Origin of the sequence: Pseudomonas sp. NFACC37-1 (assembly GCF_900101575.1) — a bacterium.
Taxonomy (GTDB): Bacteria; Pseudomonadota; Gammaproteobacteria; order Pseudomonadales; family Pseudomonadaceae; genus Aquipseudomonas; species Aquipseudomonas fluorescens_AA.
The window spans coordinates 288,420-314,716 of sequence record NZ_FMUZ01000001.1 but is presented as its reverse complement, the minus strand read 5'-3'; the positions used below and the strand labels follow the sequence as shown (position 1 = coordinate 314,716).

General features: G+C 58.1%; 23 protein-coding genes and 2 pseudogenes. 10 read left to right on the top strand and 15 right to left on the bottom strand.

The features are described 5' to 3' along the window. Window positions 1-99: 99 nt before the first annotated feature. Window positions 100-1,218 (top strand): NADH:flavin oxidoreductase, encoded by a 1,119-nt coding sequence (locus tag BLP82_RS01340; protein ID WP_092164667.1) that lies wholly within the window; start codon window positions 100-102, stop codon window positions 1,216-1,218. A gap of 79 nt (window positions 1,219-1,297) precedes the next feature. Here BLP82_RS01340 and BLP82_RS31875 read toward each other — a convergent pair. From BLP82_RS31875 to BLP82_RS01295, 10 genes and pseudogenes are all read right to left on the bottom strand, one after another. After that, window positions 1,298-1,546 (bottom strand): annotated as a pseudogene (locus BLP82_RS31875) (methyl-accepting chemotaxis protein); the annotation flags it as partial. Between the two features lie 42 nt (window positions 1,547-1,588). After that, a pseudogene (locus BLP82_RS01335) lies at window positions 1,589-2,581 on the bottom strand (PAS domain-containing protein); the annotation flags it as partial. Between the two features lie 115 nt (window positions 2,582-2,696). After that, complete coding sequence (locus tag BLP82_RS01330) at window positions 2,697-3,374, bottom strand: energy-coupling factor ABC transporter permease (RefSeq protein ID WP_092164664.1); 678 nt, start codon at window positions 3,372-3,374, stop codon at window positions 2,697-2,699. Between the two features lie 59 nt (window positions 3,375-3,433). Beyond that, on the bottom strand, window positions 3,434-3,874 hold the full coding sequence (locus BLP82_RS01325) for a nitrile hydratase accessory protein (RefSeq protein ID WP_092164662.1): 441 nt from the start codon (window positions 3,872-3,874) through the stop codon (window positions 3,434-3,436). Continuing rightward, the gene (nthB, locus tag BLP82_RS01320; protein ID WP_092164660.1) at window positions 3,871-4,524 is read right to left on the bottom strand and encodes a nitrile hydratase subunit beta; all 654 of its coding nucleotides are present in this window, start codon (window positions 4,522-4,524) and stop codon (window positions 3,871-3,873) included. The genes BLP82_RS01325 and nthB overlap by 4 nt, the downstream gene beginning before the upstream one ends. Before the next feature lie 19 nt (window positions 4,525-4,543). Beyond that, entirely contained in the window at window positions 4,544-5,182 is a 639-nt protein-coding gene (nthA, locus tag BLP82_RS01315) for a nitrile hydratase subunit alpha (RefSeq protein ID WP_092164658.1), read from the bottom strand. Window positions 5,183-5,258: 76 nt separating this feature from the next. Beyond that, complete coding sequence (locus BLP82_RS01310; protein ID WP_092164656.1) at window positions 5,259-6,773, bottom strand: amidase; 1,515 nt, start codon at window positions 6,771-6,773, stop codon at window positions 5,259-5,261. 237 nt (window positions 6,774-7,010) lie between these two features. Beyond that, the gene (locus BLP82_RS01305; protein WP_092164654.1) at window positions 7,011-7,535 is read right to left on the bottom strand and encodes a group I truncated hemoglobin; all 525 of its coding nucleotides are present in this window, start codon (window positions 7,533-7,535) and stop codon (window positions 7,011-7,013) included. A gap of 106 nt (window positions 7,536-7,641) precedes the next feature. Continuing rightward, entirely contained in the window at window positions 7,642-8,508 is an 867-nt protein-coding gene (locus BLP82_RS01300; protein WP_092164652.1) for a transporter, read from the bottom strand. Window positions 8,509-8,595: 87 nt separating this feature from the next. Further along, window positions 8,596-9,651: an aliphatic aldoxime dehydratase gene (locus BLP82_RS01295; RefSeq protein ID WP_092164650.1), complete on the bottom strand. Its 1,056-nt coding sequence runs from the start codon at window positions 9,649-9,651 to the stop codon at window positions 8,596-8,598. A 562-nt stretch (window positions 9,652-10,213) separates the two neighbouring features. Between BLP82_RS01295 and BLP82_RS01290 the strand changes: the two genes are divergently transcribed. Further along, a complete protein-coding gene (locus tag BLP82_RS01290) occupies window positions 10,214-11,149 on the top strand; it encodes an AraC-like ligand-binding domain-containing protein (protein ID WP_092164648.1) in 936 nt (311 codons plus the stop codon). 105 nt (window positions 11,150-11,254) lie between these two features. On the opposite strand, the gene BLP82_RS01285 is transcribed toward BLP82_RS01290, so the two are convergent. Together BLP82_RS01285 and BLP82_RS01280 are read right to left on the bottom strand one after the other, a co-directional pair. Then, window positions 11,255-11,800 (bottom strand): cytochrome b/b6 domain-containing protein, encoded by a 546-nt coding sequence (locus tag BLP82_RS01285; RefSeq protein WP_092164646.1) that lies wholly within the window; start codon window positions 11,798-11,800, stop codon window positions 11,255-11,257. Then, complete coding sequence (locus BLP82_RS01280; protein WP_065926014.1) at window positions 11,800-12,066, bottom strand: PepSY domain-containing protein; 267 nt, start codon at window positions 12,064-12,066, stop codon at window positions 11,800-11,802. Before BLP82_RS01280 ends, BLP82_RS01285 begins: the two co-directional genes overlap by 1 nt. A gap of 147 nt (window positions 12,067-12,213) precedes the next feature. Here BLP82_RS01280 and BLP82_RS01275 point away from each other — a divergent pair, with 147 nt between their 5' ends. After that, entirely contained in the window at window positions 12,214-12,876 is a 663-nt protein-coding gene (locus tag BLP82_RS01275) for a response regulator (RefSeq protein WP_092164644.1), read from the top strand. After that, entirely contained in the window at window positions 12,873-14,297 is a 1,425-nt protein-coding gene (locus BLP82_RS01270) for a sensor histidine kinase (RefSeq protein WP_092164642.1), read from the top strand. Before BLP82_RS01275 ends, BLP82_RS01270 begins: the two co-directional genes overlap by 4 nt. A 144-nt stretch (window positions 14,298-14,441) precedes the next feature. Here BLP82_RS01270 and BLP82_RS01265 read toward each other — a convergent pair whose 3' ends face one another. The 3 genes from BLP82_RS01265 to BLP82_RS01255 form a co-directional block, all read right to left on the bottom strand. Then, the gene (locus tag BLP82_RS01265) at window positions 14,442-15,860 is read right to left on the bottom strand and encodes a sugar porter family MFS transporter (protein ID WP_060742453.1); all 1,419 of its coding nucleotides are present in this window, start codon (window positions 15,858-15,860) and stop codon (window positions 14,442-14,444) included. Between the two features lie 96 nt (window positions 15,861-15,956). Next, window positions 15,957-16,916 (bottom strand): sugar phosphate isomerase/epimerase family protein, encoded by a 960-nt coding sequence (locus tag BLP82_RS01260; protein ID WP_092164640.1) that lies wholly within the window; start codon window positions 16,914-16,916, stop codon window positions 15,957-15,959. Continuing rightward, window positions 16,913-17,941 carry a Gfo/Idh/MocA family oxidoreductase gene (locus BLP82_RS01255; RefSeq protein WP_092164638.1) on the bottom strand — a complete coding sequence of 343 codons (1,029 nt, stop codon included), beginning with the start codon at window positions 17,939-17,941 and terminating at the stop codon, window positions 16,913-16,915. The genes BLP82_RS01260 and BLP82_RS01255 overlap by 4 nt, the downstream gene beginning before the upstream one ends. 340 nt (window positions 17,942-18,281) lie before the next feature. On the opposite strand from BLP82_RS01255, the gene BLP82_RS01250 reads away from it, so the two are divergent. The 6 genes from BLP82_RS01250 to BLP82_RS01225 all read left to right on the top strand — a co-directional run bounded on the left by BLP82_RS01250 (window position 18,282) and on the right by BLP82_RS01225 (window position 26,289). Further along, complete coding sequence (locus tag BLP82_RS01250) at window positions 18,282-19,307, top strand: LacI family DNA-binding transcriptional regulator (protein WP_092164636.1); 1,026 nt, start codon at window positions 18,282-18,284, stop codon at window positions 19,305-19,307. Window positions 19,308-19,605: 298 nt separating this feature from the next. Beyond that, window positions 19,606-21,306 (top strand): AMP-binding protein, encoded by a 1,701-nt coding sequence (locus tag BLP82_RS01245; RefSeq protein ID WP_170842253.1) that lies wholly within the window; start codon window positions 19,606-19,608, stop codon window positions 21,304-21,306. A gap of 45 nt (window positions 21,307-21,351) precedes the next feature. Then, window positions 21,352-21,618, top strand: a complete 267-nt coding sequence (locus tag BLP82_RS01240) for an acyl carrier protein (protein ID WP_170842252.1) — start codon at window positions 21,352-21,354, stop codon at window positions 21,616-21,618. 11 nt (window positions 21,619-21,629) lie between these two features. Beyond that, window positions 21,630-22,652, top strand: a complete 1,023-nt coding sequence (locus tag BLP82_RS01235; RefSeq protein WP_092164630.1) for a hypothetical protein — start codon at window positions 21,630-21,632, stop codon at window positions 22,650-22,652. After that, the gene (locus tag BLP82_RS01230) at window positions 22,637-23,677 is read left to right on the top strand and encodes a fatty acid desaturase family protein (RefSeq protein ID WP_139197793.1); all 1,041 of its coding nucleotides are present in this window, start codon (window positions 22,637-22,639) and stop codon (window positions 23,675-23,677) included. Before BLP82_RS01235 ends, BLP82_RS01230 begins: the two co-directional genes overlap by 16 nt. Continuing rightward, the gene (locus BLP82_RS01225) at window positions 23,674-26,289 is read left to right on the top strand and encodes an aminotransferase class III-fold pyridoxal phosphate-dependent enzyme (RefSeq protein WP_092164626.1); all 2,616 of its coding nucleotides are present in this window, start codon (window positions 23,674-23,676) and stop codon (window positions 26,287-26,289) included. Before BLP82_RS01230 ends, BLP82_RS01225 begins: the two co-directional genes overlap by 4 nt. The last annotated feature ends 8 nt before the right edge of the window (window positions 26,290-26,297 follow it).

The window sequence follows — 26,297 nt, the reverse complement described above, 5'->3', positions numbered from 1 at the left end:
AAGTGTCCTCACGTATACCTAGGCGATTTTAAGTGCCTAATTGACATCAGGTTTACAAAATATACTTTATGGCCTCCGAAAACAAATGGAGTCCATCCGATGTCGATCCTCGATACCAGCATCTTATTCCGTCCTTTTTCCATCCGGTCGCTTGAACTGAAAAACCGGATTGTCATGGCGCCGATGACGCGTCTGTTCTCACCCGAAGGTATCCCGGGTGAAGCAAGCACTGCCTATTACCGGCGGCGGGCGGAGGGAGGTGTGGGCCTGATTTTGTCGGAAGGTACCGTGATTGATCGCCCGGCATCGCGCAATGATGCCGGTATTCCCTTTTTTCACGGCGAAGCGGCGCTGGCTGGATGGAAGAACGTGATCGATGCTGTCCACACGGCTGGCGGGCGCATGGCGCCGCAGATCTGGCACACCGGCTCCACGCGCTACATCAACGACTGGGAGCCGGATGCTCCCGTTGAAAGCCCGTCGGGCCTGGTTTCGCCAGGTGACCTGCGTGGCGTGGCGATGAGTGAAGAGGACATTGCCGACACGGTAGCCGCGTTCGCAAAGGCCGCAGCGGATGCCAAGCGACTGGGTTTCGATACCGTTGAGATCCATGGAGCCCATGGTTATTTGATCGATCAGTTTTTCTGGTCTGGTAGCAATCTGCGCACCGACCGCTACGGCGGCCCGACAATCAAGGAACGCTCGCGTTTTGCCAGTGAGGTCGTCTCTGCCGTTCGTCAGGCTGTTGGCCCGCAATTCCCGATCATCATGCGCGTCAGCCAGTGGAAGCAACAGGACTACGGGGTGCGCGTTGCTGAAACGCCGGCAGTGATGGAGGACTGGTTGTTGCCACTGGTCGAGGCCGGTGTCGACGTCCTGCACTGCTCGCAGCGCCGCTTCTGGGAACCTGAGTTTCCCGAAATTGACGGTGAGAACGGGTTGAACTGCGCGGGCTGGGCGAAGAAAGTCACTGGCGCCACAACCATCAGCGTCGGTTCGGTTGGGCTGGAGAATGATGTCACTAACGCCTTCGCCGGCAAGGGATCAGTCCCTGCGAGTCTGGATCGGCTCATCGAGCGTATGGAGCGCGGAGAGTTCGATCTGATCGCAGTAGGGCGTGTGTTGCTCAGTGACAAGGATTGGGTCGCCAAGGTGGAAAGAGGCGATTACGCGGATCTGAAGGGCTTCAATCCGGCCTCTTTAGCTGAATTGGTTTGAATTGCGGTGTGGCCCGGGCATTCACGCGCAGGCCACACTTTCAATTTCATGAGAATGGATGCCCAGCTTGAACTCAGTACCTCTCGATCATGTCGGCCGCCTGCTGGGTGGCCTGGCTGGTGCGGGTGGCCAGCTTGCGGACCTCGTCGGCGACCACTGCGAAACCCCTTCCGGCTTCACCGGCTCTGGCCGCTTCTATGGCTGCGTTCAAGGCCAGCAGATTGGTCTGTTTGGCGATGCTTTGGATGGCGGCGACTATCTGTGTCAGCTTGGCGAGGTTTTCCTGCATCGCTTGATGCTGGCGTTCCTGAGTCTGGCGCAACTGGCTTTCCTCGCGATGGGAGTGCACGTCTGTGATCGCCCCCACTGTACGTAAGGGCGTGCCGTCGCTGCTTCGCTGGGTCTGACCTCTGCCTCTGAACCAACGGTACTCGTCGTTGCGGTGCTTGAGGCGGTAGGTCACATCGAAGGGTGTTTGGCCGGAGCGGTCGGCGACATGGTCGACAAACGCTTGCACGGCATGCTGGCTGTCTTCGGGATGCAGGCGGGACAGCCAGCTTTCGAACACATTGGGAAACTCTTCGATGGTTTCATAGCCGAGCAGGCGACGCATCTGTGACGAGAACCAGATGACGTTATGGGGATTGGCTGGATCGCCTGCGACGATATTGATATCCCAGAGCGCGTCCTGGATGCATTCGCGGGAAATATCGAAGCGGGCCGAGAGCATTGCGAATTCTTCGTCCCGCAAGCGCTGTGTGTGGATGTCGCGCAGCAGACCGACGCTGATCTGTGGCAGCCCCCGTTCGTCACGGAGCGTTTCGCCGCAGATCCGGACCCAGCGGTATTCTCCCGAGTGGCTCGCGAGGCGCACCTCCACCTGGTAGGGAGCCTGCCCGCTGCGATCGGCAAGGTGATGAGCCAGGGCATTCAGGTTGGCCTGGCGGTCGTCAGGGTGAAGGCAATCGTTCCAGGAGCCTAGATAGACGGGGAGATCCGCTTGGGTGGGCAGGTTGCCGAACCATTGCAGTACTGCATCGCGTGCGGGCTGCAGGCTGCCATCGAGCTGCAATTTCCAGAGCAGATCACCCGACCCGCTTGCCGCCAATTGCCAAAGTTGTTCTTGATCATGCAGCCGCGTTTCATATTCACCCAGCTGAAGCTTGAGGCATTGCAGTTCAGCGTTAAGGTCGACCACGCTGGCCTGGAGCGCCGTGCGATCGGCGAGCAGGCGTTCGATGCCCGCCAGTACCCGTCGCAGTGACGGATCCTTCGCCGCTATCGATACTCCCTCGCCGTCGGGCTGTTCCAGCCGGTCGCCGAGCCGCTTCAAATCCTTGCGGGTGCTATTTCTGAAAAACATCAAACACCTCTGGTTCGCTCACGAGGTTTCGGGGCGGTTCTCGCTCTTGATGCCCCCGAGCATTACGGTCTTCGAATGCCCGGGGACAGTCTGGCCTGGACTGGACTCTGTCGACTCAGGCGGCCTGGTACAGACGACGCTCGACCAGCGTGCTACCACGCAGGCGATGTGTTGCCTTGGCACAGGCCAGCACGGCCAGATCCAACAGCGGTTCGAGGATGACGACGGTCATGTAGGCACTGCCGAAGGTCAGAATTGACAGGGCGTTTTCTGCTGTGAAGCCTCGCCCGTAGAAGGCCCAGAAGGCAACCCAGGCCACAATGCCCCCCTGGAAGGCGGTCGACAGCCCCAGCGCTTGTCTGTAGCTCAGTTCCACATACGGCGTGTTTGGCGCGATGACGCGTTTCGCCATGGCGGTAACTGCGAACAGCGGTACCAGGAGGGTGGTGACGTTCATGCCGTATTGCGGCAGGTCGAATGGCGCGAAGAACAGCCCCTGGATCAGCAGCCCCAGGGCCAGACCCACTGCCGCAGGTGCGGCGCCGAGCAGCAGAAACAGGGTTGACCCGAGGATGAGATGGACCTCGGAGACGCCGACGGGATGATGCGGTAGTAGCTCGAAGAAGCTGAATACCAGGGCCGTGGCAGTGACAGTGCGAGCCAGCAGCGAGAAGACACCACGCTCGCCCATGGCTTGGGCAGCGAGTTTGAGGGTGTACGCGCCGGCACCTGCGGCAGTGACGTAGCTCAGCCAGAGTTTTCCAGCTTCCACCAGGTTAGGTTCGATATGCATGACGATTTCCCCTTGGCCGCTACGCGGCCTCGAAAGTAAAAAACAGGACGACTCCGGCCTCAGCGAGTGGCCCGGCTGATCGCCACCGGCTCGTGCCGCGGCAGGTGTTCGTGGCCGTTTCCATGGGCCGGTGGGCAACTCGCATTGAGCAGCGTCACCGGTTGTCCATGGGGGGTATTCAAGTAAGCTTGCTGCCATTCCTCGGTGCGCCGGCTGATGTCTTTCACCTCCGTTAAACCGAGAGTGGTGACCATTCTTTCCAACGCTGTGAGCCACTGCCGGTAGTAAGTGTCGTTGACGCTTTCTCCGGGTTGCGCCGGGGTAGCCTTGATCTCGTCGCTGAATACCTGCACCCAGTCCTCCCAGGGGAACAGACCGATCTGGTGCAGGTGTACCAGCAGGGAAAAAGCCTGGGCCTGCCAAGGTTTGTCGAATACCGGGCCTTCATCGTCGAGAGACAGGCCGGCTATTGGGGGGATGTGATGCATGCTGGCGCTCATACGGCCTCCAGATAGTTGTCCCACAGATCAATGCAAACACTGTCCGGTCGCGCCACTCCCCACAGTTCTGTCGCACTGAAGCGAACGGCATAGACCTGTTGGGGCTGTTCGCCTAGACCGTGGGCCATCGTGTCCGGGGTGGCAAACGCGCCGTGTGCAATCTCGATGGTCCCGACCTTGCCGCGCGCGTAGCGGGGCAGTCGGGTGTGGGTGGTCGGGTTGAGGTTCTTCGTCCGCACCCGGTCACCGACCCGAAAGCGGCCAGAGACGGGTTCCTTTGCCCGGGAAGAGGCGCCGCCGAGCACTACGGCCTCGACGATGTCCGGCGTTAAAACCGTGACGGGCTGTGTCGGTGGGGTTGGTTTGGCCGTACCCAGCAGTTCGTCAGTGCTGATCACGCCTTTTTCCAGCAGCAGGTTCTCGAAGGCATGCAGCCAATGCTCGTAGTAACTGGACTGCAAGTATTCAGCCGGTTCCATGCGTTCAATGGAATGGCGGAATTCGTCGACATTGAAGTGTCCGCCGACGAAGAGCGAGGCGAACAGCGGAAAGACCCTGCGCTCCCAGTCGTGATGGAAGATGGGTTCATTTTCTTCGGTGAGCACCGGGCCGAAACCGTGCATACCGCCTAAGTCGTGTACACCGTTCATGGTTTTCTCCTTTTCAGGTTCAGGCTTCGTCGCCCGGCGTCTTCGGCAGGCCAGTGCCGATCATGGCGTCACGCGTCACCAGCTCGACCAGTCGTTCCTCGCTCCAGCCGTCAGTACCGGCCGGACGTTCCGGCAGTACCAGGTAGCGCAACTCGGCACTGCTGTCCCAGACGCGGACTTCCTTGTCATCGGGAATAGTCAAGCCGAATTCGGCCAGCACGCTGCGCGGATCGATGACGATCCGTGACCGATAGGGCGCGGATTTGTACCAGACGGGTGGCAGGCCCAAGGTCGGCCAGGGGTAGCAGGAGCACAGCGTGCAGACCGTCACGTTGTGCACGGTCGCGGTATTCTCCACCACCACCATGTCTTCGCCCTGCACGCCGGAAAAACCCAGTTCGGCAATGGCCGCGGTGGCATCTTCCAGCAGCCGATGCTTGTAATCGGGATCGAACCAGGCCTTGGCGACCACTTGGGCGCCGTTGCGCGGGCCGACCTTGTGCTGGTAAGTGTCCACCAGAGCATCCATGGCGGCTGGGTCGACCAAGCCCTTTTCGATCAACAGGGATTCGAGTGCCTTGACACGCAAGGCGATGGCCTCGGGTGGCTCGGTGTGGTCATGAGCGTGATCGTGATGATGTTCGTGGGTATGGCTCATGTCTTGGCTCCTCTGAAGTTGATACTCACTTTCAGTGCTACTTGCCGGTGTTTGCTCGCCAATGCGATGCGCAGGTTCACAACGTCCGCCAATCAACAGAAGCCTCGAATGCGGCTGCAGCCTGATAGAGGGTGCCTTCGGCATAATGTTTTGCGACTAACATCAGCCCCACGGGCAGTCCGTCCACCAGGCCACAAGGGATCGACATGGCGGGGTGTCCCGTAATGTCTTGAGCGGCCGTATTGCCAAGCATCTCCAACGCGCGCGTGACGGTCTCGGTGATTGAAGAGCCCGGTTCCGGGAGCGGCTGGGCGGTGATTGGCACCGTCGGCATGACGAGCAGGTCATAGGTGTCCAGTGCCTTGTCATAGGCCGCTCGGGCAAAGCGCGCTATGTTCTGGGCCTTGGCGTAGTAGCGACCGTTGTAGCGCTCCAGGCCGAACTGGCCGACGAACATGCAAAGCTTGAGGGACGGTGACAATGCGTTTGCCTGGTCGCGCCAACCGACCTGTTTGTCCAGCAGGCCCACGTCGTAAAGCCCCTTCCAGTTAAAACCCGCTCCATTGCCGTGCATCATTTGCATGGTCAGGCCTTCACAGCCGATAGGGCTCCACAACGATCCCGCCAGGTTGTGTTCGGGAACCGATACCTCCTCGACCCGCGCGCCCAAAGCTTCTAGCCGGGCGATAGCGCTGCGGACCTTTTCTGCGATACGTGGATCCTGGTTGGCGAGTTGGAAGCCTTCCTGGAGGATTCCGATCCGGAGTCCGGCCACGCCTCGTTCCAGATAATCGCAATAGGCATCGACCTTGGGGGCGGCTTGGCGAGGGTCGAGCCCGTCGGCGCCGGCCATCACTTCGAGCATGAGCGCGTTATCGCGTACGTTGCTCGTCATGGGACCGACATGGTCGAAGGTGGACTCGATCGCCATGACCCCGGTGTAAGGCACTAGACCCCAGGTAGGTTTCATTCCATAAATGCCGCACCATGCGGCAGGAATGCGGATGGAACCGCCTTGGTCGCCACCGATAGCCAGGTCGACCGCCCCCGTCGCCACAAGCGCCGCGCTGCCCGAAGACGAACCGCCCGTTGTGAAACCATGGCGAAAAGGGTTGTGCACAGGCGCGGGGTCCGAGGTATGGCTACCACCGGAGAGGCAATAGTGTTCGCAGGTGGCTTTGCCTAGGATGGTTGCTCCCGCGTCGAGCAGACGCGTCACCACAGTGGCATCAAACGACGGTACGAAACCCTCCAGTGGTGCGGCGCCGTTCATCATCGGGACACCGGCCAGAGAGATATTGTCTTTGAGCGCGACCGTCTTGCCGGCGAGCTTGCCCGAACTGGCGCCCATCACCTCAGTTCTGTAGTACCAGGCGTTCAGCGGGTTTTCCGCGCTTGAAGGGCGATAACCGGAACTGCGCTCGTAGCGCACTGAAGGGATGAAATCAGGCAACTCATCGACGAGGTCGTAGGCGTCGAAACTGGATTGCATGAGCGCCAGGTATTCGCTGGCTTGCTCGGGTGTCAGCTGTATGTGCAGGCGGCTGGCGAGATCCTGCACTTGTTCGAGAGTCGGGCGGATGATGGCCATGGGGTGTCCTGTGTCCTGTGCCAACCCGCAGGGGCTGGCAATGTCTGTTCAAACGTCATCTCGGGGATGCCCAGGCACGGTGCGCGCGATTGGCGAGCCGTGGCCGGGGCTGGTATCAAGCTATCTCCACAGATTGAGCAGCGCTTGGCTGAGGAGGACAGTCGCTTGGTTGAGCGGGACTCGCTTGCCCCTCCACGGTAGCCCTCCATTGCTGTGGCTCAGGCTTATGCCGGGGTATCAGTCTTCGGATTCAGGCGTGGTCTGTTTCCAAGATGACTTCCCGGGTTTTGGCCAGACAACCCCAACGCTTCTCATGCCTTTGGCAGGGTCCATTTCCGGGTGCGCGAGTACGACATCCCGATAGGAGGGGCTCCCGATCACCGCCGGTTTGAACTTGATGAGGAAGTCATTGACCTCTTTGCGCAGATCCGGGGCCAGAGCGTAGTCGTCGTAGCACGCCTCGAGACAATCGAGCACGGCTTGCCAGTGCACCTCGGTCAGCCCCATCCCACGATGCGCGGTGACCATGTCTCTACCCCTGTATTTGGCGCTTCCACCCCAGTGCTCGGAAAGGAAATCGACAAAATTGATGTGTTCCTTTTGGAACGTCGATTCCGACATATGGGCCCAGATGTGCCCGATGGCCGGGTGTCCCATTGTCTTTCTCAACACTGCGCCTGCGAACTGATAGATCGCGTCATAGCCGCCAAGACGGGTATAGAGGGAGGGTTGTTGCTCCGTGGTGGGTTGCTGGTCGGTCATTGTCTGGTTACTCCGTTTCGGGTGAGAGGCATCTCATTAGCCAACTGTCGCGTCGTTGGGCACACGCTTGGTTGATAAGGACAACGGGTGGTAGAGACGGGCGGGTCTAAAAGACCCTGACGTAGCGCAGGTTCATGCGAAAGTCTTCTTTGGGGCCGTTCTCCACCGCCAGGTCGCGTCCAAGTTGCACTTGGAGTTGGTCCTTGGCGGTGAAAAACTTTCTGGCCGTGACGCGGAAGTTGGTGGTTTCCATCCTGTCGTCCTGGTTGACACCATCGATCTGGTTTTCCCCGCCCCAACTGTGGCCGAAGCCGATAGCCAGCGCAGTGGTCTCGTTGGGCATGTAGCGCCCCATTAACTGAGCGCCGTAGGAAACGTCCTGCTCCCGGCGGGCGGAGCTGGCGCCGAAGTCGTTGTTGTCTGCGTACCAGATAGCGTCACCGACGAGGTCGATGGCCCACTTCTCCGTGAAGTGCTTGACGTAAGCGGCCTGGAGATCAACCTTCCAACGGTTCTCGCCAATGTTGAGCGCGTCGTCTTTGTCATAGTCGCCAGTCGGCACGTACAAGTAGGCGGTCGCACCGAGGGTGTCGTTGGCGTCGTTGAGACGGTACTTGAGCGGCGCAGTGAGAATGAGGTCGCCGATGCCGCTGGCGTCGCCTAGACCAGACGCGTCACCACCGCCTGAGACATGACCGAAGGGCAATAGGAATTGAGGCTCGATGGTCAGTCGCTCGCTCAACTGGTAGACGTGCAGCAGACGCAGAATGCCGATATCGGATGTCAGGTTGAAATCGGAACTGGTCTTGTGACCCTGGGCATAGGCACTGTCCGTGGTGGCGTGCTGGTAGTAGACCACGCCGATGGTCGCTCCCACGGGGAGCGGCTCGTAATCGCCAGGATCCACCTCGAGCGCTTGGGAGGAAAGGCTGGGGAGGAGGGCGGCAAGCGACAGGTAGCGGAACTGTTTCATGATCGACGATCCTTTTTTCGGGCAAAAAGAGCCCCGCAATCGCCAGTCAGGCAATGCGCAGGGCTAAAAGTGGAGTCAGCGATGGAGTCAGGTGGGCGACACTTGCGCGTCGCGCATCATCCCGGTCTGCGGGTGGCAGTTGATGTACTCGAACAGTTGCTGGCTACCGTCCGCTACCGAGACCTCGTGATACAGCCGCAGCTTCGAAAGGCCTCCGATCACTCGGAAGAACGTGGTGAAAATACGTAAATGAGTGGGGTGGGATTCTGCCCAGCGTTCCAGTTTGTCGAGGGATCGCCAGTGACCGATGTCATAGGCGATGTCGAGAAGATTGCCATCCAGGTCGACATTGCGTACGAAGCGGTTGCTGTAGCAGCCCAGCGCCTGCCCCTCGTCACGAAGGAAGTTCATGCCGTCTTGCAGGGGCGGCAGCATCTCGTTGAAATAGAGCGCGCGCTCTTCGTCGCCGGCTTCGACCCAGTCTTGTCCGGAACGGATCAGCGTCAGGTTGTCGTGGCCGCGTACCACGACCCTGCCGCCCTTGGCGGGGTCGCCTGAAATGACTTGCAGTTCGCTGGTCGGCTGCATCCAGTCGGTCTGTGAGATAGCAAAGCGGTCGCGCGCCGAGCCCCAGTAGCCGTGCTCCTCGATCTCGCCGCTGATGCCGTCCATGATCGCACCGACACCTGGCAAATCTTCCTGGAATGCATACAGCGTCTCGAACTGTTCGGCACGTGGTGCGATGACTTCGCGGAAATACCCCAACCCCTCGTTCAGGCGCGCATCGTCGCCCCACCAATCGGCCACAGGCGCTGAAAGTAGCCATCGCTGATAGGCGGCGGGATCACGCCAGTAGCCCACGGCGATGAAGTTTCCATAACCCTGATTGTCGAGGTGGTAGGTCAGGTCGTGATTCCCTGGGCCATCGGCGAGGGCAAAGCTTGCGTCGATGTAGCGCATGGCTTGCAGGGCGGCGGCGCGTTGCTCGTCACGAAATTGCACCCCGAGGTAAGCCATCACCACTTGCTTCATGTTTTCGTCGGCTCGCCCCACAAACATCGGGAAGGGTGGCTGGTAATCGTCGTGAACACGACGGGACAAAGTCCGGGGACATTTGAGATGTTTATCGATTGCAGATTCCATGGGTGGCTCCTTTATTTCCGTCTCAAACGGACGGTTCGCTGTTCTACATCCCAGTGGATGTTGGTGTTTTGCGGTGGGTACCACGCCATCGGCGTTGCAGCACCAAGGTCCCGAGCTGCACCAGGTAAGTGGCAAACTCTTCGGGTGCCATGTCCCATCGCTGTAAAAACCAGGATGAATCGGACAGTCGCTGCTGTTCTCGTGGATGCATGAGACACCTCATCATTCGTGCTTGTAGGGACATGGCGTGGAGTAGAAATTATCCAGGGGGGATGCAACGTGCTTGGCTCGAATGGACAACCGTTTGGTTAAAAAGGACAGGTAAAAAAGACCGGTATATCAGCGCGCAGCAATGGTGCGGGGCTTGTGAAGCAAGGGGGCGAGGCGCCCCGAGAAGTGGCATGGGGAGTGTTGGAAGGATCGGCCTGGGTAACGCGCAAGCAGCTATCTTCCAAGGTGTCTGACAGCGGGGATGAGGCGATGGAAATGGCCTGCTAATTGCTTGGCTGGCAAAAACGTTACCCCGCTTCTTTTGTTGAAACGCCGCCGCGAGGTGAATGCAATGAGCCAGACCTGTCAGTATTCAACGCTTGCCGTTACGGCCCCCCTCCGGTTCGATTACTGGAAAGAGGTGGTTTGTCACCACTGCCTGGACGCAGACAGCAAACGACTGGCGCAGAGCGATTTTGACGGGGCGCTGGAGGTGCATGGCATGGGCGCATTGGACATCTGCACGTTGTCCGCACCCTTGCACTATTGGGAGCGTTCCGCCCAGCACCTGCGCAGTGATCCCAATGACGACTTGTGGTTGGGCTTTACCCGGAGCGGTTATGGCGAACTGGAGCAGGCTGACCGACGGACGAAACTGGCGGCGGACGATCTGTTTCTTTATGACGCATCCCAGCCGTTCAGATTCAGCTTCGGTGGTACTGATAACCACCTTGTCCGCATTCCGCGACAACTGCTCAGTCAGCGCCTGCCTTCCATAGCAGACTGCACCGCTGTGGTTCTGGATGACCGTCGCCCCGGGGTGATTCCGTTACGCGAGATGTTACGTCAAGCCGCGAGTATGCCTTCAGTCTTCCATAACACAGCAGTCTCCAGTCGTTACTCCAGCACGTTGCTCGACCTTCTGGTGGTCAGCCTGGAACTCCAGGATCTAAAGCAGACTCATGACGAGTTGGATCTGCATGGCCGGATCATGAAGTACATCCACCAGTATTTGACCGAGGCGGACCTGTCGCTCGAACGCATCGCGCAAGCCCACCATGTCTCCACGCGCACGGTGACGCGCGCTTTCGCCCGTCATCAGAAATCGCCGGTCGCAGAAATCTGGAAGGCACGCTTGCTCGCCAGCCGCGAGGCTATTGAGCGCGGTCAAGTCCGCAGTATTTCTCAGGCGGCGCTGGATTTCGGTTTCTCCGACTTCTCTCATTTCAGCCACGCTTTTCGCAAGGCCTTTGGCGTTGCTCCCCATACGCTCCTGCGACGAGAGTGAAAGGGGGGCATTATCGCTTCTGAAGCGAAAGACATTGAAGGTGATCATTTTGCCAAGCTGTGCAGGGTTGCAGGCGGCGCATAGGCAAACCAATCAGGAAAAAGATTACGGTGCACGCTCATCCGGCAGGCGCTTCCTGCGACCGGTGAGCATGGATAACGGCAGGTTGTCCCGCAGCTGGAAACTTTCGAACACCGCTGCCAGCACATGGATGCACACCAGTCCCAGCAACACATTGGCCGCGGTTTCGTGGACTTTCAGGGGCCAATCGGCGCCCCATAAAGCATCGACTTCCTGCATCAGGAAGCCGCTGATACCGAGGGTCAACAGCGCCGACAGCATCATCACCATCACCAGGGCGCCGATCGGCGAATGACCCAGGCGATGTTGCGGGCGCCCCCTGAGCAGCGAGCGCAGGTGGGCCGCAAGCCGCTTCGGTGTCGGCCAGAAGTCTGACCAGCGCGCACTGCGCGGCCCGACGAACCCCCACACCGCTCGTACCAGCAGCCAGGCCATGGCGTAGTAGCCCAGCCAGACATGCCAGTCGTCGCCCGCTTCATTGAAGAAGTAATTGGCAACAAAGACCCCGGCGATAGACAGGTGAAACAGCCTCACCAGCGGGTCCCAAAGGCGCAGGGATTCGCCTTGCATCAGCCTTTTATCTCAGTCTTCACGGCCTTGCCGGTCACCGGGTCGTGGTAGATCTCGACTTTGCGCTTGTCCTTGTCGAAACCGTAGATCTCATAGCAATTGCCGTCGGTGACCTTGAACTTGCTGATTTCGTAGCCTTCGGCCTTGAGCTTGTCCTGGAAGGCTTTTTCGTCTTGCCATTGCGAGCGTTCGGCGGTGGTACATTGCGGGCCGGCGAGGGCCAGAGGGCTGGCGATAATCAGGGACAGCAGGAGAATTTTGCGCATGGAAAAGCTCTCAGCGTTTGTGGGAGATTGCACAGTGCAAAATCAACCTTAACGCAACCTTAGTTGGTAATGAGCTGTAACATCTTTGCCGGAATAGCCCCGGATAGAACCCGGCATGATGCCGCCGATTCCTAGAGAGATTTTGCGATGCGCCTACTCCTTGTCGAAGATGATCGTGCCCTCGGCCAGGGGATTCGCGTGGCATTGGGCGCCGAAGGCTACACCCTTGACTGGCTGCAGGATGGCCTGGGCGCATTGCATGCCCTGCGCAGCGAAAGCTTCGACCTGCTGCTGCTCGACCTCGGCCTGCCACGCCTGGATGGCCTTGATCTGTTGCAGCAATTGCGTGCCGAGCAACACGACCTGCCAGTGCTTATCCTCACCGCACGCGACGGCACCGCCGAGCGTATCGCCGGGCTGGATGCGGGCGCTGACGATTACCTGGTCAAACCGTTCGACGTGGAAGAACTCAAGGCCCGCGTGCGTGCGTTACTGCGCCGCAGCCAGGGCCGCGCACAACCGCTGTTGGAGCATGCTGGCGTCAGCCTCGACCCAGCCACCCAGCAGGTTCGCTATCAGGACGAGGAGATCATCGTCACACCGATGGAATACCAATTGCTGCACCAGTTGATGGTGCGCCCCGGCAAAGTGGTGACACGCGAGCGGCTATCGCGGGCGTTGTACGGCTGGCAGGACCGCGTCGAGAGCAATACCCTCGAAGTGCTGATCCATAACTTGCGCAAAAAAATTTCCACCGAACTGATTCGTACCGTGCGTGGTGTCGGCTACGTACTGGCGCTCAAACCATGATTTCCGTCCGCGCGCGTATTCTCGTCCCGGTGCTGGTGCTGATCCTGCTGGGCGACGCCCTGATCAGCTGGCTGGTCCTGCGCGACAGCCACCACGAAATCGAAGAAGTCTACGATGCGCAACTCGCTCAAAGTGCCCGTCTGCTGCAAGGCGTGCTGCACCAGCGCGCCCCCGGCGAGGCCGACTGGGACCGTCTCTACCAAGCCTTCGACCAGGCCATGAGCCGTGTCGGCGCAGACGGCGTAGCCCATCCCTACGAAACCCGCCTGACCTTTCAAGTCTGGCGCACCGACGGCCAACTGCTGGTGCGCTCCGCCGAAGCACCGATCCTCGATGCGCCGCCCGTCACCCTTGGCTCCCACGACCTGATAGACAACGGCAACGACTGGTGCGCCTTCCTCCTGGCTGACCCGCAACAGGGCCTGTTGATATGGGTGGGCGAGCGCGACGACATTCGCCAGGATCTTATCCAGCGCATCGTTCGCCACACGCTGTGGCCCACACTGATCGGTGTGCCGTTGCTGGCATTATTGATCTGGCTGGTCATCGGCTGGGGCCTCAACCCCCTGCGCGCCATGGCCCGTTCTATCCGCGGGCGCACCACCGATTCTTTGCAGCCGTTGCACCTCAAGCCGCTGCCGAGCGATCTGGAGCCCATGCAAACCGCGCTCAACCGCCTGTTGGATCAGGTGGATGATCTATTGGAGCGCGAGCGGCGCTTCATCGCTGACGCCGCCCACGAACTGCGTACACCCTTGGCAATCCTGCGCATCCACGCCCAGAACGCGCAAAGCGCCGTCACCGAAGAACAGCGGCGTGAGGCATTGGATTTCCTGGTCAATGGCGTCGACCGCGCCACCCGTATAGGCAGCCAACTGCTCACCATGGCCCGCATCGAACCGCAACTGAACAACCCCCTGTATCAACGCGTGCAACTCACCGAGCTGGTCCGCGAAGAACTGGCCGAACTCACGCCACTGGCCATGGAGAAGGGCGTGGAGTTGGTGCTGGAGTGTGATGAAGCGTGTTGGGTGGAGACCGAGCCGGTAGCGTTAGCCATTGCCATGCAGAACCTGGTCACCAATGCCCTCAACTTTTCTTCCCCAGGCAGCGAGGTGACTGTCGTGGTACGTCAGGACGAGGGGGGCGTGGCGCGCTTGAGGGTGGAGGACGCCGGGCCGGGAATAGAAGAAGGGGAGCTTGGCAGATTGTTCGAGCGATTTTATAGCCGAGGCAATGCCAATGGCGCGGGCCTGGGATTGGCCATCGTACAGATGATTACTTGTAAAATTGGTTGCACCCTGCACATTTACAATCGAACAAGCGGGGGCGTATGTGCAGAGCTCGGCCTGAGCAAGGCCTGCAGTCCCTATGACGCTCTCGCAAATTCGAATAACGCATCTGCCACCATGACAACGTAGGTGAACTCCGAACGAAAACCACTTCCCGCTAAAAGCAGCCTGAACTCGGGCACAGCCATCGGCAGAGGAGAACCGCTTCCCAAAAAACACGGAACGGAATAGGGAAGCGGAGGAACGGCAGTTAAGGGGAAACTTCATCCTCGCCTAACCATACAGCCGCTGTTCAATCTCTTCGAGGGTGCTGCCTCGTGTCTCCGGTACCCATACCGCGACGAAAGTCAGAGATAGAAGTCCTGCTCCCACGAACACAAAGAAGGTTTGGCCGATCCCGATCGTCGCAACCAAAGATGGAAAGAACATGCCGATCATCACGTTGGTCAACCAGAACGCTGCGATCGCCATACCCATGCATCCGCCGCGGATACGCATTGGGAAGATTTCCGCCAAAAGAACCCAAAAAGCAGGCCCGATCAGCCCTTGCATGGAGGCCAGGAACATCGCCATGGCTCCGAGAATGAGCATGGCGCGGGTGACGGAGGGATCGACAAAAACCGAAACCAGGCCAATCAACAGTAAAGACAATGTGGTACCAGTGAAACCGAGCAGCATCATTGGGCGACGGCCCACGCGGTCCAGCAGAGCAATGCCCACGAACGTTGCACCAATCGAGATAACGCCGTTTACGACATTGGCGATCAGTGCACTACGTTGCTCCAGGCCTGCTTCTGTGAGGATCTGGGTGCCGAAGTACATGATTGAATTGACTCCGGTCAGCTGCGACGTAACAGCGATACCGATGCCAATCAAAAAAATTCGTCGCGCGCCCTTTTGAGACAGGTCGCGCCAGCCGCCTTTTTTGATGAATCGCTCGTTGCTGATCTGCTGGGTGATGGCCTCCATTTCAGCCTTGGCGTAGTACTCCTCCCGTACCAGTTTCAGCACCTCCAGGCCCTCTCTGAAGCGCCCTTTGGTGGCTAGCCAGCGTGGGCTTTCCGGCATGTAGAGCATTCCTAACCAGAGTGCCACTGCTGGCAGGGTTGCCAAGGCAAGCATCCATCTCCAGACACCGTCGAGATCGCTGAACAAATTGCCCAGTGTGGCGTTGGTGGTGAAGGCCAGGAATTGCCCAGTGACGATCATCAATTCGTTGCGAGTGATGATGCGACCGCGGATGCTGGATGGGGCCATCTCCGCCAGATACGCCGGCACGACGACCGATGCGCCGCCCACCGCTAACCCCAGCGTGAAGCGGGCGGCCACCATGACGTTGAGGGTGGGCGCCAGCGCACAAGCCAACGCGCCAAGAAAAAACACTACGGCGAGGAAAAGAATGATACGGCGGCGACCCTTGAGGTCCGATAGGCGACCGCTGAACAGCGCCCCCATCATTGCGCCGATCAATAGGGCGCTGGCCACCAGACCTTCCGTAAAGGGTGTCAGGCCCAGGTCATCTTTCATGTAGAGCAAGGCGCCATTGATGACGCCGGTATCGAAGCCGAATAGCAGGCCGCCAAACGTGGCAATCCAAGTGATTTTTTGCAGGTAGCGCTGTGCCTGGTGTTTTTCAGGACTTACAAAAGTGGCTGAAGTGTCTGCCGTATTTCCGTAGGAATTAATTGTCATTGTGATATTCCTGACTGAAACTCATGGGTGATGCTCACTCGCCGTTGCGGTGAGCGTTTCAACATGCAATTACATGGGTTTTTCTCGTGGTGCGATTCAGATGGGTTGGGGTTTGAAATCGCTGGTGGCTACCGGCATGACGCTCTGTAGCAGTCTTACGGACTTTTCCAAACCCTCGAGGCTGTTGAGTAAAACGTCCTCATGCTCGATCGATAGCCAGCCATCGTAGCCAGCCATCTTCAAGCGGTAGCAGAACTGCCGCCACCATTGCTCACCGTGGCCGAATCCAAGCGTGATGTAGGACCAGCTTCGGGATGAGATATCCATCAACGAGCCATTTTCCAGGAGTGAATCCACGGCCTGGACTGGCGCGTTAAGCAAAGTATCTTTGGCGTGCACATGGTAAATGGCGTCGCCCAGCGCTTCGGCGGCTACCAGCGGGTCAGCGCCCATCCAGAACAGATGCGAGGGGTCAAGGTTGGCGCCAATCACTGGTCCGATTGCGTTGCGTAGCTTCAGCAGCGAGCGGACGTTGTAGACGCACTGGTTACCGTGCAATTCCAAAGCGATGCGCTCCACGCCGTTCTCCTTGGCCAGATCAGCTATCTCGCTCCAGAAGGGCAGCAGGCGTTCTTCCCATTGATAGCGCAGCATTGTCTGGGTTTCGGGAGGCCACGAGGCAACCACCCAGTTCGGCATCTTGTCGCCGGCCTGACCTTCAGGTAAGCCAGACATGGTGCAGACGGTCTTGACTCCCAACTCACCGGCTACGCGTATCGTGTCCTTGAGACACTGGCCTTGTGCAGGCTGCGTGGGATGCAAAGGGTTGCCGTTGGCGTTCAAGGAAATGATTTCCAGGCTGTGCTCCTGGAAGCTGCGTTTGAGGGCTTTGCGTTCATCGGCGCTGGCGAGCATCTGCGCCAAGTCAAAGTGCGGCGCGGTCGACCATCCGCCGGTGTTGATCTCCAGGCCCGACACTCCCAGCCGTTCAGCCTGCTTGAGCATCTCCCGCAGGGGCAGGTTGCCTAGGCTATCGGTGACGAATCCCAGCTTCATGACGTAGCTCCTTCTCGCGATCGGTAGAGGGGCGGTGCTTCCAGCGTCGGCAGCACTACCCGGCGACGCTGATGGAGTGCCTCGATGCCGGCTTGGGCGACAATGGCTGCGCAATAGCCGTCCCAGGCATTCGCGGCATGGACAGGGAACCTACCTGTGTTGATGAACTCCACGAATGCTTTGTTCTGCAGGCGGTAGGCGTCGGCGAAACGCGGCCGCCAATCGGCCGCGTACCTTTCAAAACCCTGAAGACGGGTGTTGAAGCGAGCATGTACGGGGGTGGCCAGTTGCACGGAACCCAACTCGCCCACCAGCTCGCCACGGACGTCGTACCCGTAATGGGCGTTGTTGTTGATTTCGATGTTCACCAGATGGCCTTCCCGGGTTTCCAGCACCATGAATACCGGGGCGCCGACGCCGTCCTTAGACGTGTGGGTGGGTTGGAACGCCGAAATGGCAACGTATTCAGTATCGAGCACGTGACGTGCCACATCGAACTCATGCGGCGCGGAGTTACTGATTGCCATTTGCCCGCTGAAGTTGGCGGGGGCTTCTACGTTGCGGTGGAAGTTGTGCATCATCACAGCCCGACCTATCACGCCGTCGCTCAAGGCACTTTTCATTTCCCTGTACGAAGGGTCAAACCGGCGCATGAAGCCCAGTTGCACGAATTGGCGACCCCGGGAGGCCTCTTTGTCGATGACCGCCAGGCACTGGTCCGGGCTTTGAGACAATGGCTTTTCACACAGTGCGGGCTTCCCTGCATCAATGGCTGCCATGGTCAGGACCGCATGGGTTTCGTCCGGGCTGGCGATGATGATTGCATCGACATCGGACCTTGAAAGCGAGAACAGTGGGTCAGTGGAAACGTCAGCGGCTCCATAACGGTCAGCTATGAGCTTCGCTCGCTCTGGCGACGCATCACACACCACATGCAAAGTGGCTCCCGGAAGGTCCTGGGCAATGATGCAGGCGTGATCCTCCCCCATAATTCCCGCGCCGATAACGGCGATTCGTATGCTCATATTCAACTACCTATCAATGGGCGAAAGTCATCTACGCAGCGTCGAACGGGCGAGCACGTTGACTGAGAAGGGAGGTGCAAGGCGGGCCACGAGCGGCTTGGCCGTGGCGGTCGAAACCAACCGATGAGGCGAGTTATTCATGGGGCTGTCCTGGCGGTTTGTTGTGTTTGTTATGCCTCGATTATTAGCGCCGAAAAAGCAAGCATCAAGGAGCACCATAAGCGGTTTATGATGTGAAAAACCTCAAATTTAAGAATGCAGTACCTTTTTTAATTGCTCTTGAAGCCGACCATCGGGAATGTTTATATGGTGTAAATAACATCAAAAGAGGGCGTGCCATATGACCACGCAAACATCAGCGCGCTTATGGAAGGGCCCCACCGTTCAACAGGTCGCCAAGGTGGCGAGGGTCGGGCCTGCGACCGTCGATCGTGTGCTGAACAACCGTCCCGGCGTTCGGGAAAACACCCGTCTGAAAGTCCTGGCTGCGCTGGATAAGCTAAGGAAAGACTTGGCTGACGGCATGGCAACGTTACAGATCAAGCTCTTTTGCGATTCGGGCGAAACCTTCAATGCAACGTTGGCCGACGCCGAGGCATTGGTGAACGCTTCGACACCAGGCGTCGTAGTGCATGGCTACTATGAACCGACTAACCAGGTCGATCCCGCCACTTTTGCTGATCAGGTTCAGGCACAGGGCGCCTCGGCGGATGGTGTGATCGTGGTATCGCGTGAGCATCCGGCGATCAATCGCGCGATCCGCAAACTGTGCAGCCTAGGTATACCAGTCGTTTGCCTGACCACCGACCTGCCTAATTCCGGGCGAAGCGCTTATGTAGGCAACGATCAATATGCGGCGGGCAGTGTCGCCGGGCTACTCATAGGTAATGCGTTACCCAGGGAACCGGCAAAAATTCTGTTAGTGACCAGTGTGCCGTTTCGCTGTCAGCAAGAGCGGGAGATGGGGTTTCGCAGGGTGCTCCGTTCCGAGTTTCCGTATCTGAAAGTCGACGAACGAGTGATGTCCGACGATCGCCCTCAGACCACGACTGAACAATTGACGCGTTATTTTTCCAAGCACGACTACCCGGCAGCCATCTACAACGTGGCCGGTGCCAATCGGGGCGTTGCTCAAGCGATAGATACCGTTGCGGCTGAGGATCGGCCTATTTTCGTCGGCCATGAGCTTACAGTTCATACGCGGGCGATGCTTGAGTCCGGCGTCATGGATTATGTTATCTCTCATGATTTCGTTGGCGAGACGGCCGCAGCGGTGCGCTGGATACGAGGAGCGATCGAGGGAGCCGCGACAACGCCACCTTCAACACAGATCTTGATTCACACTCGATACAACTGTGGGGCGTAAGGCCACGTTGCGTTCTATCCAGCCGTGTCCCTCGGCAAAACCAAGGATGGAGGCCTGTGTCGGAGTCAGTACCGATCGAGAACGGTGCTCCTTGCCACATTGATGTTCCCGGTTGCGCCACTGATGTCGCGGAAGATTCCGGAAAAAATAAAAATCTATATAAATCAATATGATGATTTTGATTAGCTAAAAGCTTTACGCTTTCGTCGTTTTATTGGCTGATTAATATCAAAGAGCCATATTGACAGATTGTTGGACAATATTTAGTCTTTGCAGGATGTTTCAAGGACTGAACGCGATGACTAATGGATTAGTTGCACATGCCCGCCTGTGCCTCATAGAAAAATTCCTGTTGTGCCCACCGGACCGTCTCACAACGGTTCTTGATCATGATTCTACCGTTTGCTTGACGCAGTCGGATCTCAAGTCGAAGGTTTATCAGGCGCGTCAGGTACTCCGCCAACGTGCCCTTGAACCGGGGCAGGTCGTAGCGATCTGCATGCCTTCGAGCATGGAGGTAATGACCGTGGTGCTCGCCGCGTGGGCCGAAAGATTGGCAATCGCGCTTCTGCCGCACGATTTAACTCATACGACAATGCGTGATGGCAGCGGGTTGGCCGCCATGCTGGAGTTGATTGAACCTGCGTTGATAATGACCTGCGGGGCGATAGCGACGAAGTTGCCGGGCTCATGGTCAGACGTCGCCCTGACGGATGACGAGTTGCTCAAGCAGATGAGCGCGATAGCCGATTACGTCGATGAGCCAGCCTTGAGCCGCCCTGAAGACTTGGCGATTTTACAGTTCACATCTGGCAGTACCGGAATGCCTAAAGCGGTGTGCATCAGTCAGTCGATGCTCAGTTCCAATTGTCAGGCAATTGCCGAGCGTGTAAACGTCGACACGACCGACCGGATGGTCAGTTGGTTACCGCTTCACCACGACATGGGGCTTTCCGCATTGACGCTGGCCTGGTGGTGTTCTATCGATCTGGTGCTGATGCCGACTCACGGGTTTTCTCGACAGCCCATGGCTTGGCTGCAGGCACTGTCTCGCTTCAAGGGTACCTTGTCACCGGCGCCAACTTCTGCATTTGCCTTGCTCAGCCGCCTCGCCGGCCGCGTGCGCGAAGGTGAACTGGACTTGTCCCATTGGCGCTATGCCTGGGTGGGTGCCGAGCCAGTGTTTTATGACCACCTCCGTCAGTTTGAAATTGCCTTCGCAGTTCATGGCCTGCAAGTGGGTGTACTGCAACCGGCGTACGGTATGGCGGAAGCAGTGGTTGCGGTTTCACTCAACGCGCCTGGACAAGGTATGCGCGTTCGCTGGTTGGACACTCAGAGCCTGCACAGCTCAATGCTGGTCAAAGAGCAAGCGCCCGGCACTCCCGGCTCTGCACCTTATCTAGGAAATGGCACGGCAGTCGGTGAAACCGAATTTCGAGTCGTAGATGAACACCAGATTTGTTTGACGCAGGGCCAGCTTGGCCGGCTGCAGATCAGGGGCGACAGTATCATTCGCCGTTACTTGAAAATGGATCCGGTGCGACCCCAAGCAAAAGATTGGTATGACACGGGTGATCTGGGCTTTCTGCTGAACGATGAAGTGTTCATTACCGGGCGCAGCAAGGACCTGATTACGCGTGCAGGCGTCAACGTCAATCCGCACATTATTGAATGGGCGCTGGAAAGTGCCTTCAATTTAGCTGCCGGTTCTGTCGCTGCCTTTTCCTGCATCGACATTCAGCGTTCAAAGGAATGCGTTGTAGTGGTCATGGCGAGTAATGCTCTTGGCACTCGGGATCCCGCGGAGTTGCGTCGCGAAGTGGCGCAGATCGTTGTACGCCAAGCCGGCGTCCAGGTGGATGAAGTGCTGCTGATCCGCCGCTCGGAATTCCCTAAAACCACAAGTGGGAAAATCCAGCGTCAGGCATTAAGTCGACTGTATTTGAGTAACCGTTTGAGTTCTGCTGCCGTCAATACTGACCGCGTTTCCGCTTAATCATCTTTTACAACAGCACGGATTGCATACGTGCAAGGAGCACTTGTGTTTGATGTTATTTGCCAGACTATAAAAAGCCTTTCAATACAGGGGATTCTACCGGCTCATTTGAACGGTTCCGCGATAAAGGCTAACGATACCCTGTTGGACTTGGGCTTGGACTCAATGGGGCAACTAACGCTGCTTTCCGAGTTGAAAGGTCGCTTATCGCTGAGCTTGCCTGCCGACCAAGTTGATGCGACGACAACGCTTCATGAGTTGGCGATGATACTTGAGCGTGCTAACACACTCGCGTTTTCCACAGCGGTATAAAGGGGGCGTCAATGTCCACTAATACGTCTGTAAAAATGCCGTGGTTCGTCAGTGCCAAGGTCGACACGCTGGCTATTCTGGTTGGAGGCCCATTGATTTCGGTCGCGCTGATACTGGCTATTATGCAGGGACCGGCGTTTCTGGTGGGCGCGTTGTTGTTTGCGCTGTTCCTAGATATTCCCCATGTGCTGCATACGCACGTTCGATTGTTCGCTGAGCCGCTGGAGTATCAGCGGCACAAAGTGCAATTCTGGGCGGGATTAGTTGTTATCAGTGTCTTGTGCCTCGCCCTCTACAGCCTGAATGCTTTACCTTGGCTTGTGGCGATCTGGGTTTATTGGCAGCCCTATCATGTGTGTAAACAGCATTTTGGTGTGGCGGCACTTTATGCGAAGAAAGCCGGGTATAAACATTCCACTTTGCCGATTCGCAACATGGTATTGGCCGGGTTTGCTGCGCCGCTGATTTATCGCATCACTCACGGTGGTTTTCATTTTGGAAACTACGAACTGTTTGAGCAGACGCTGCCGTTTGCGAACATCTCAATTCCAACGCCGGCACTCGCGCCGTTCTGGGCTTGGTTGGCATACGCTGTATTCGCAGGCACGACGCTTCAATTTCTGGTTGCCGAGCGGCGACAGCAGCGTCATCAAGAAGGCTTGCCGCGGTTCGTACTGGTCATGCTGGCGGTTTCGCTGGGGCTGTATAACGCCGCTTACCTGCTGGTGAGCGATCTGTACGCGCTTATTTTGATCGGTACCAGCATCCACGCGCTGCAATACCACTTGGTGTGCACGTCTACCGTAATGGCTGGACTGCGCCGAACGGAAACCCAGCCAGCCGTCACAGGCGCCTTGGGTGTTGCACACGGTTGGGTCAAGCGGATGGGGGCTAAACCGTGGATCTGGTTCAGTACGCTGGGGCTGGCCAGTCTGTTGGTGCTCAGCCTGGAGATGCCTTCCGTAGGGCTGGTACCGCTGATCATCGTTCTGCACCACTTCTACCTGGATGGTGTCATTTGGAAACGTCGGTGAAGCCTGTCGCAAACCTGGACGGGCGTACCTTCGTGGACGAGTTGCGCCCATTGATCGAGGACTTGCGACGCCATCATGCATGGCGCTATCGCTTGGACTTCGGGTTGAGCATCGGATTGTTCTGGGTCGCACTGTCCATGCTGGAAGGCGCCGGTTCTGTGACTTGGTCGTTATGGTATGGCACGGCGGTGTTCACGCTTTACCGGTCGGCCATGTTCATTCATGAGCTGAGCCATATGCCGCGCCGCGCTGTACCCGGGTTCAACCTGATGTGGAACCTGGCGTGTGGTATCCCACTGCTGTTGCCATCGTTTTTGTATTTGAGCCATATCGACCACCATACCCTCGGGCGCTACGGCACTCGCCAGGATCCAGAGTACCTGCCCTTTGAGCAGCAGTTTGGCCGCAGTGTGATCACCTTATTGGTCGGTACGCTTTTTACGCCGCTATTGCTGTTGGTCCGTTTTGCAGTACTTGGCCCGGCCTCTTGGTGCATTGCGCCGCTGCGTCGACGGGTCATCGAGCGATACAGTGCGGTCACCTTACATGCCGCCTACCGAAACACGGCGACGCGTTTTCGCAGCGCGCGCGGCTACAACTACCTGCTGGAGATAGCGACCAGCCTTTATGCGTGGGGGCTGATCGCAGCAGCAGGCTCAGAGATGTTGCCGTGGTCGCGTGTCGGCCTGTTCCTTGCCGTCATTTATGGTGTGTTGTTCATCAACATGTTCCGTACATGCCTGGCGCATCGGTATGCATCCAGCGGTGAACCGGTATCACTTCAATGGCAATTGGCCGATTCGTCGACCCATGATCGCCAGGGAAGTTGGCTGGAACTGCTTGAGCCCCTGAGCCAACGCTATCACGCCATGCATCATCTTTTTCCGGCATTGCCCTATCACTCTTTGAGACCCGCCCATGAACGAATCATGGTGGCCGAGGGTGTGGCGGCGGATCTTTATCGACAGACAGCGGGTCGGCTATCGCCCGTTTCGTCACCCTACAGCACAGAGAATCTTTCATGAGCCGTTGGCAGCAAATCAGTCCATTTGAGCAGCATGTGAATCCTGCGGTCGGCGAATTGATTCGTCGGGTAGGGCTCGACAAAACGTTTGTACGCGGCGAGGGCTGCTACCTCTATGACGCACAAGGACGGGCTTACCTGGATTTTCTCGGTGCGTACGGTGCGCTGCCATTCGGCCATAGTCCGGACGCGTTGCTGGCCGAACTGGCCAGCTTTCAACTGAGTCGGGAACCGATCTTTGTGCAGCCATCCTCCCTGGCGGCAAGTGGGTTGCTGGCACAACGACTATTAGCAATCGCGCCAGGCGATTACCGAAGCGTGACCTTTCAAAACAGTGGCGCCGAAACGGTAGAGGCGGCACTTAAAGCCTGCCTTATCAAGACAGGCCGCAAGCGCATTTTGTCGACCCACCAGAGTTTCCATGGCAAGACGCTCGGAGCGCTCTCAGCGACAGGCTCGGATAAATATCAGGAAGGTTTCCAAGCGCCGTTGCCTGGTTTTGATTTTGTTGACTATGGGGACATTCAGGCCCTTGAAGACCAATTACAGCGCCACCCTGACGCCTACGCTGCAGTAATCATTGAACCGGTACAGGGCGAGGGTGGAATCAATCTGCCGCCGCCCGAGTACTTGCAGCAAATCAGGGCCGCCTGTGATCGCAGCGGCACCCTGTTGATTATCGATGAGGTTCAAACCGGACTGGGACGCACCGGGCAGATGTTCGCCAGTGCGGGGGTGCAAGCGGACTGCCTGCTGCTGGCGAAAGCCCTGGGCGGCGGGGTCATGCCGATCGGTGCCTGCCTGATCAGCAAGAACGCGTACAGCGAAGACTTCCAGAACAAGCACTCATCTACTTTCGGCGGGAACACACTGGCCTGTCGCATCGGGCTGAAAGTGCTGGATCTACTGGACGAACGTCAAGACCTGCTGGACAGCGTGCGAGATAACGGACGCTACCTGCTGGAACAGCTCAACGAGCTGGCGGCAAGACACGCCTCGTTCATCAAGGAAGTACGCGGTGCGGGCTACCTGATCGGCATCGAGTTTGATCTTGATCGCAGTCACTATCCGCAATTCTACGGCGGCTTCACCGGCATCATGGGGGAGCAGGAAAGCCTTGTTCCCATTCTCGCAAGCTACCTGCTCAATGTTGAAGGTGTACGCGTTGCACCGACCCTCAACGGCGCGAACGTGATGCGTGTCGAGCCTCCGCTCATTGCCGGGCGAGCCGAGTGTGAAGTGTTTATCCAGGCGCTGGCTCGCACGCTGCAATGGGTGGAGGAGGGGCGTACGGGCACATTACTTGCGCATCTGCTTGATGCTCAGCCCTGCTCGTCGGGACCACCGCCAGCGCCGCTGCATCAGATCAGCTTTACCGAGGCAGTGCCTGATAACCATTTTGCATTTGTTCTGCATCCCCTGGAGCTCTCGAACTATGCCGAATTCGATGAAAGCCTGAGTCATTATTCTCAACAGTCGTTGCGCATGCTTGAAGAGCGCCTGAATCCGTTGATGGACCCATTTTTCGTCTCTACGGTCGAGCTTACATCGCCTGCCACCGGTCGCAGAGTGACCGGTGATCTGATCATGGTGCCACGCTCCGCGGCGCAGTTTGCGGCGATGCCCGTTGAGGAATCCTGTGAACTGATCGGCCAGGCCATCGACATGGCCAAGCAACGCGGTGCAACGTTGGTCGGGCTAGGAGGGCATACCTCAATCGTGACCGGTGGTGGCTTGCGTTTGTTGGATAAAGGCGTGGCCCTGACGACGGGTAACAGTTACACGCTGCTTACAGCGGTCGAGGCATCGTGCCGCGCAGTTGAAATGACAGGGCGCCGTATGCAGGACATGCGCGTTGCGGTTATTGGTGCCACCGGAAGCATAGGCTCGGCCATCGCGCGGTTGATTGCGATGCAGGCCGGACAGGTCACTCTGGTGGGTAACCCGATGAGTGCACGGTTCAACACGCCGCGCTTTGCCTCTGTCATTACTCAGTTGGTGAACTTCTGCACGCAGGGCGTGCCGGCGCCCGGCAGCGTACTTGCCGGAATCGCTGAGCGTTTGAACGAACACGATAGCGCGGATCTCGCAGCCTTGTTGGTGACTGAAAACGGTGAGCGTACCGCGCTGCGCTGGAGTAACGACATCAACCTTTCGTTGGCCGACGCTGACTTGGTACTGATTGCGACTAACAGCGCCGAGCGTTTTATCAGCGCCGACGACATCGCCGAAGGTGCCATCCTGTGTGACATCTCCCGACCTGCCAATGTCAGCCAGGATATCTCAAGTCGCCGGCCGGACGTGCTGGTGCTTGACGGTGGCATTGTCGAAATGCCCGGAGAAGCACGCTTGGGTTCACGTTACGGTATCCCGCAAGACCTCGCATACGCCTGCATGGCCGAAACCATGATGCTCGCCCTCGAAGGTATTTCCTGCCACACGAGCCTTGGTCTGGACCTCAGCAATGATGACCTTGAATTGGTTCAATCGTTGTCCGTGCGCCACGGTTTCATGCTGGCTGGATTTCGCAGTTTTGATAAAGCCCTCGATCCCGATCAGTGGCGCAGATACGCCGAACGATTCAGCACCGCTACCGCTGTCGAAACCATCTAAGAGAGGAT

What these genes read in the sequence shown, in the direction of transcription:
- nthA (WP_092164658.1), bottom strand. Translation starts at nt 5,182, where the DNA reads ATGAGCCATACCCACGAACATCATCACGATCACGCTCATGACCACACC.
- BLP82_RS01280 (WP_065926014.1), bottom strand. Translation starts at nt 12,066, where the DNA reads ATGCGCAAAATTCTCCTGCTGTCCCTGATTATCGCCAGCCCTCTGGCC.
- BLP82_RS01330 (WP_092164664.1), bottom strand. Translation starts at nt 3,374, where the DNA reads ATGCATATCGAACCTAACCTGGTGGAAGCTGGAAAACTCTGGCTGAGC.
- BLP82_RS01290 (WP_092164648.1), top strand. Translation starts at nt 10,214, where the DNA reads ATGAGCCAGACCTGTCAGTATTCAACGCTTGCCGTTACGGCCCCCCTC.
- BLP82_RS01235 (WP_092164630.1), top strand. Translation starts at nt 21,630, where the DNA reads ATGTCCACTAATACGTCTGTAAAAATGCCGTGGTTCGTCAGTGCCAAG.
- BLP82_RS01295 (WP_092164650.1), bottom strand. Translation starts at nt 9,651, where the DNA reads ATGGAATCTGCAATCGATAAACATCTCAAATGTCCCCGGACTTTGTCC.
- BLP82_RS01270 (WP_092164642.1), top strand. Translation starts at nt 12,873, where the DNA reads ATGATTTCCGTCCGCGCGCGTATTCTCGTCCCGGTGCTGGTGCTGATC.
- nthB (WP_092164660.1), bottom strand. Translation starts at nt 4,524, where the DNA reads ATGAACGGTGTACACGACTTAGGCGGTATGCACGGTTTCGGCCCGGTG.
- BLP82_RS01250 (WP_092164636.1), top strand. Translation starts at nt 18,282, where the DNA reads ATGACCACGCAAACATCAGCGCGCTTATGGAAGGGCCCCACCGTTCAA.
- BLP82_RS01260 (WP_092164640.1), bottom strand. Translation starts at nt 16,916, where the DNA reads ATGAAGCTGGGATTCGTCACCGATAGCCTAGGCAACCTGCCCCTGCGG.
- BLP82_RS01300 (WP_092164652.1), bottom strand. Translation starts at nt 8,508, where the DNA reads ATGAAACAGTTCCGCTACCTGTCGCTTGCCGCCCTCCTCCCCAGCCTT.
- BLP82_RS01225 (WP_092164626.1), top strand. Translation starts at nt 23,674, where the DNA reads ATGAGCCGTTGGCAGCAAATCAGTCCATTTGAGCAGCATGTGAATCCT.
- BLP82_RS01255 (WP_092164638.1), bottom strand. Translation starts at nt 17,941, where the DNA reads ATGAGCATACGAATCGCCGTTATCGGCGCGGGAATTATGGGGGAGGAT.
- BLP82_RS01325 (WP_092164662.1), bottom strand. Translation starts at nt 3,874, where the DNA reads ATGAGCGCCAGCATGCATCACATCCCCCCAATAGCCGGCCTGTCTCTC.
- BLP82_RS01340 (WP_092164667.1), top strand. Translation starts at nt 100, where the DNA reads ATGTCGATCCTCGATACCAGCATCTTATTCCGTCCTTTTTCCATCCGG.
- BLP82_RS01305 (WP_092164654.1), bottom strand. Translation starts at nt 7,535, where the DNA reads ATGACCGACCAGCAACCCACCACGGAGCAACAACCCTCCCTCTATACC.
- BLP82_RS01285 (WP_092164646.1), bottom strand. Translation starts at nt 11,800, where the DNA reads ATGCAAGGCGAATCCCTGCGCCTTTGGGACCCGCTGGTGAGGCTGTTT.
- BLP82_RS01245 (WP_170842253.1), top strand. Translation starts at nt 19,606, where the DNA reads ATGACTAATGGATTAGTTGCACATGCCCGCCTGTGCCTCATAGAAAAA.
- BLP82_RS01265 (WP_060742453.1), bottom strand. Translation starts at nt 15,860, where the DNA reads ATGACAATTAATTCCTACGGAAATACGGCAGACACTTCAGCCACTTTT.
- BLP82_RS01310 (WP_092164656.1), bottom strand. Translation starts at nt 6,773, where the DNA reads ATGGCCATCATCCGCCCGACTCTCGAACAAGTGCAGGATCTCGCCAGC.
- BLP82_RS01275 (WP_092164644.1), top strand. Translation starts at nt 12,214, where the DNA reads ATGCGCCTACTCCTTGTCGAAGATGATCGTGCCCTCGGCCAGGGGATT.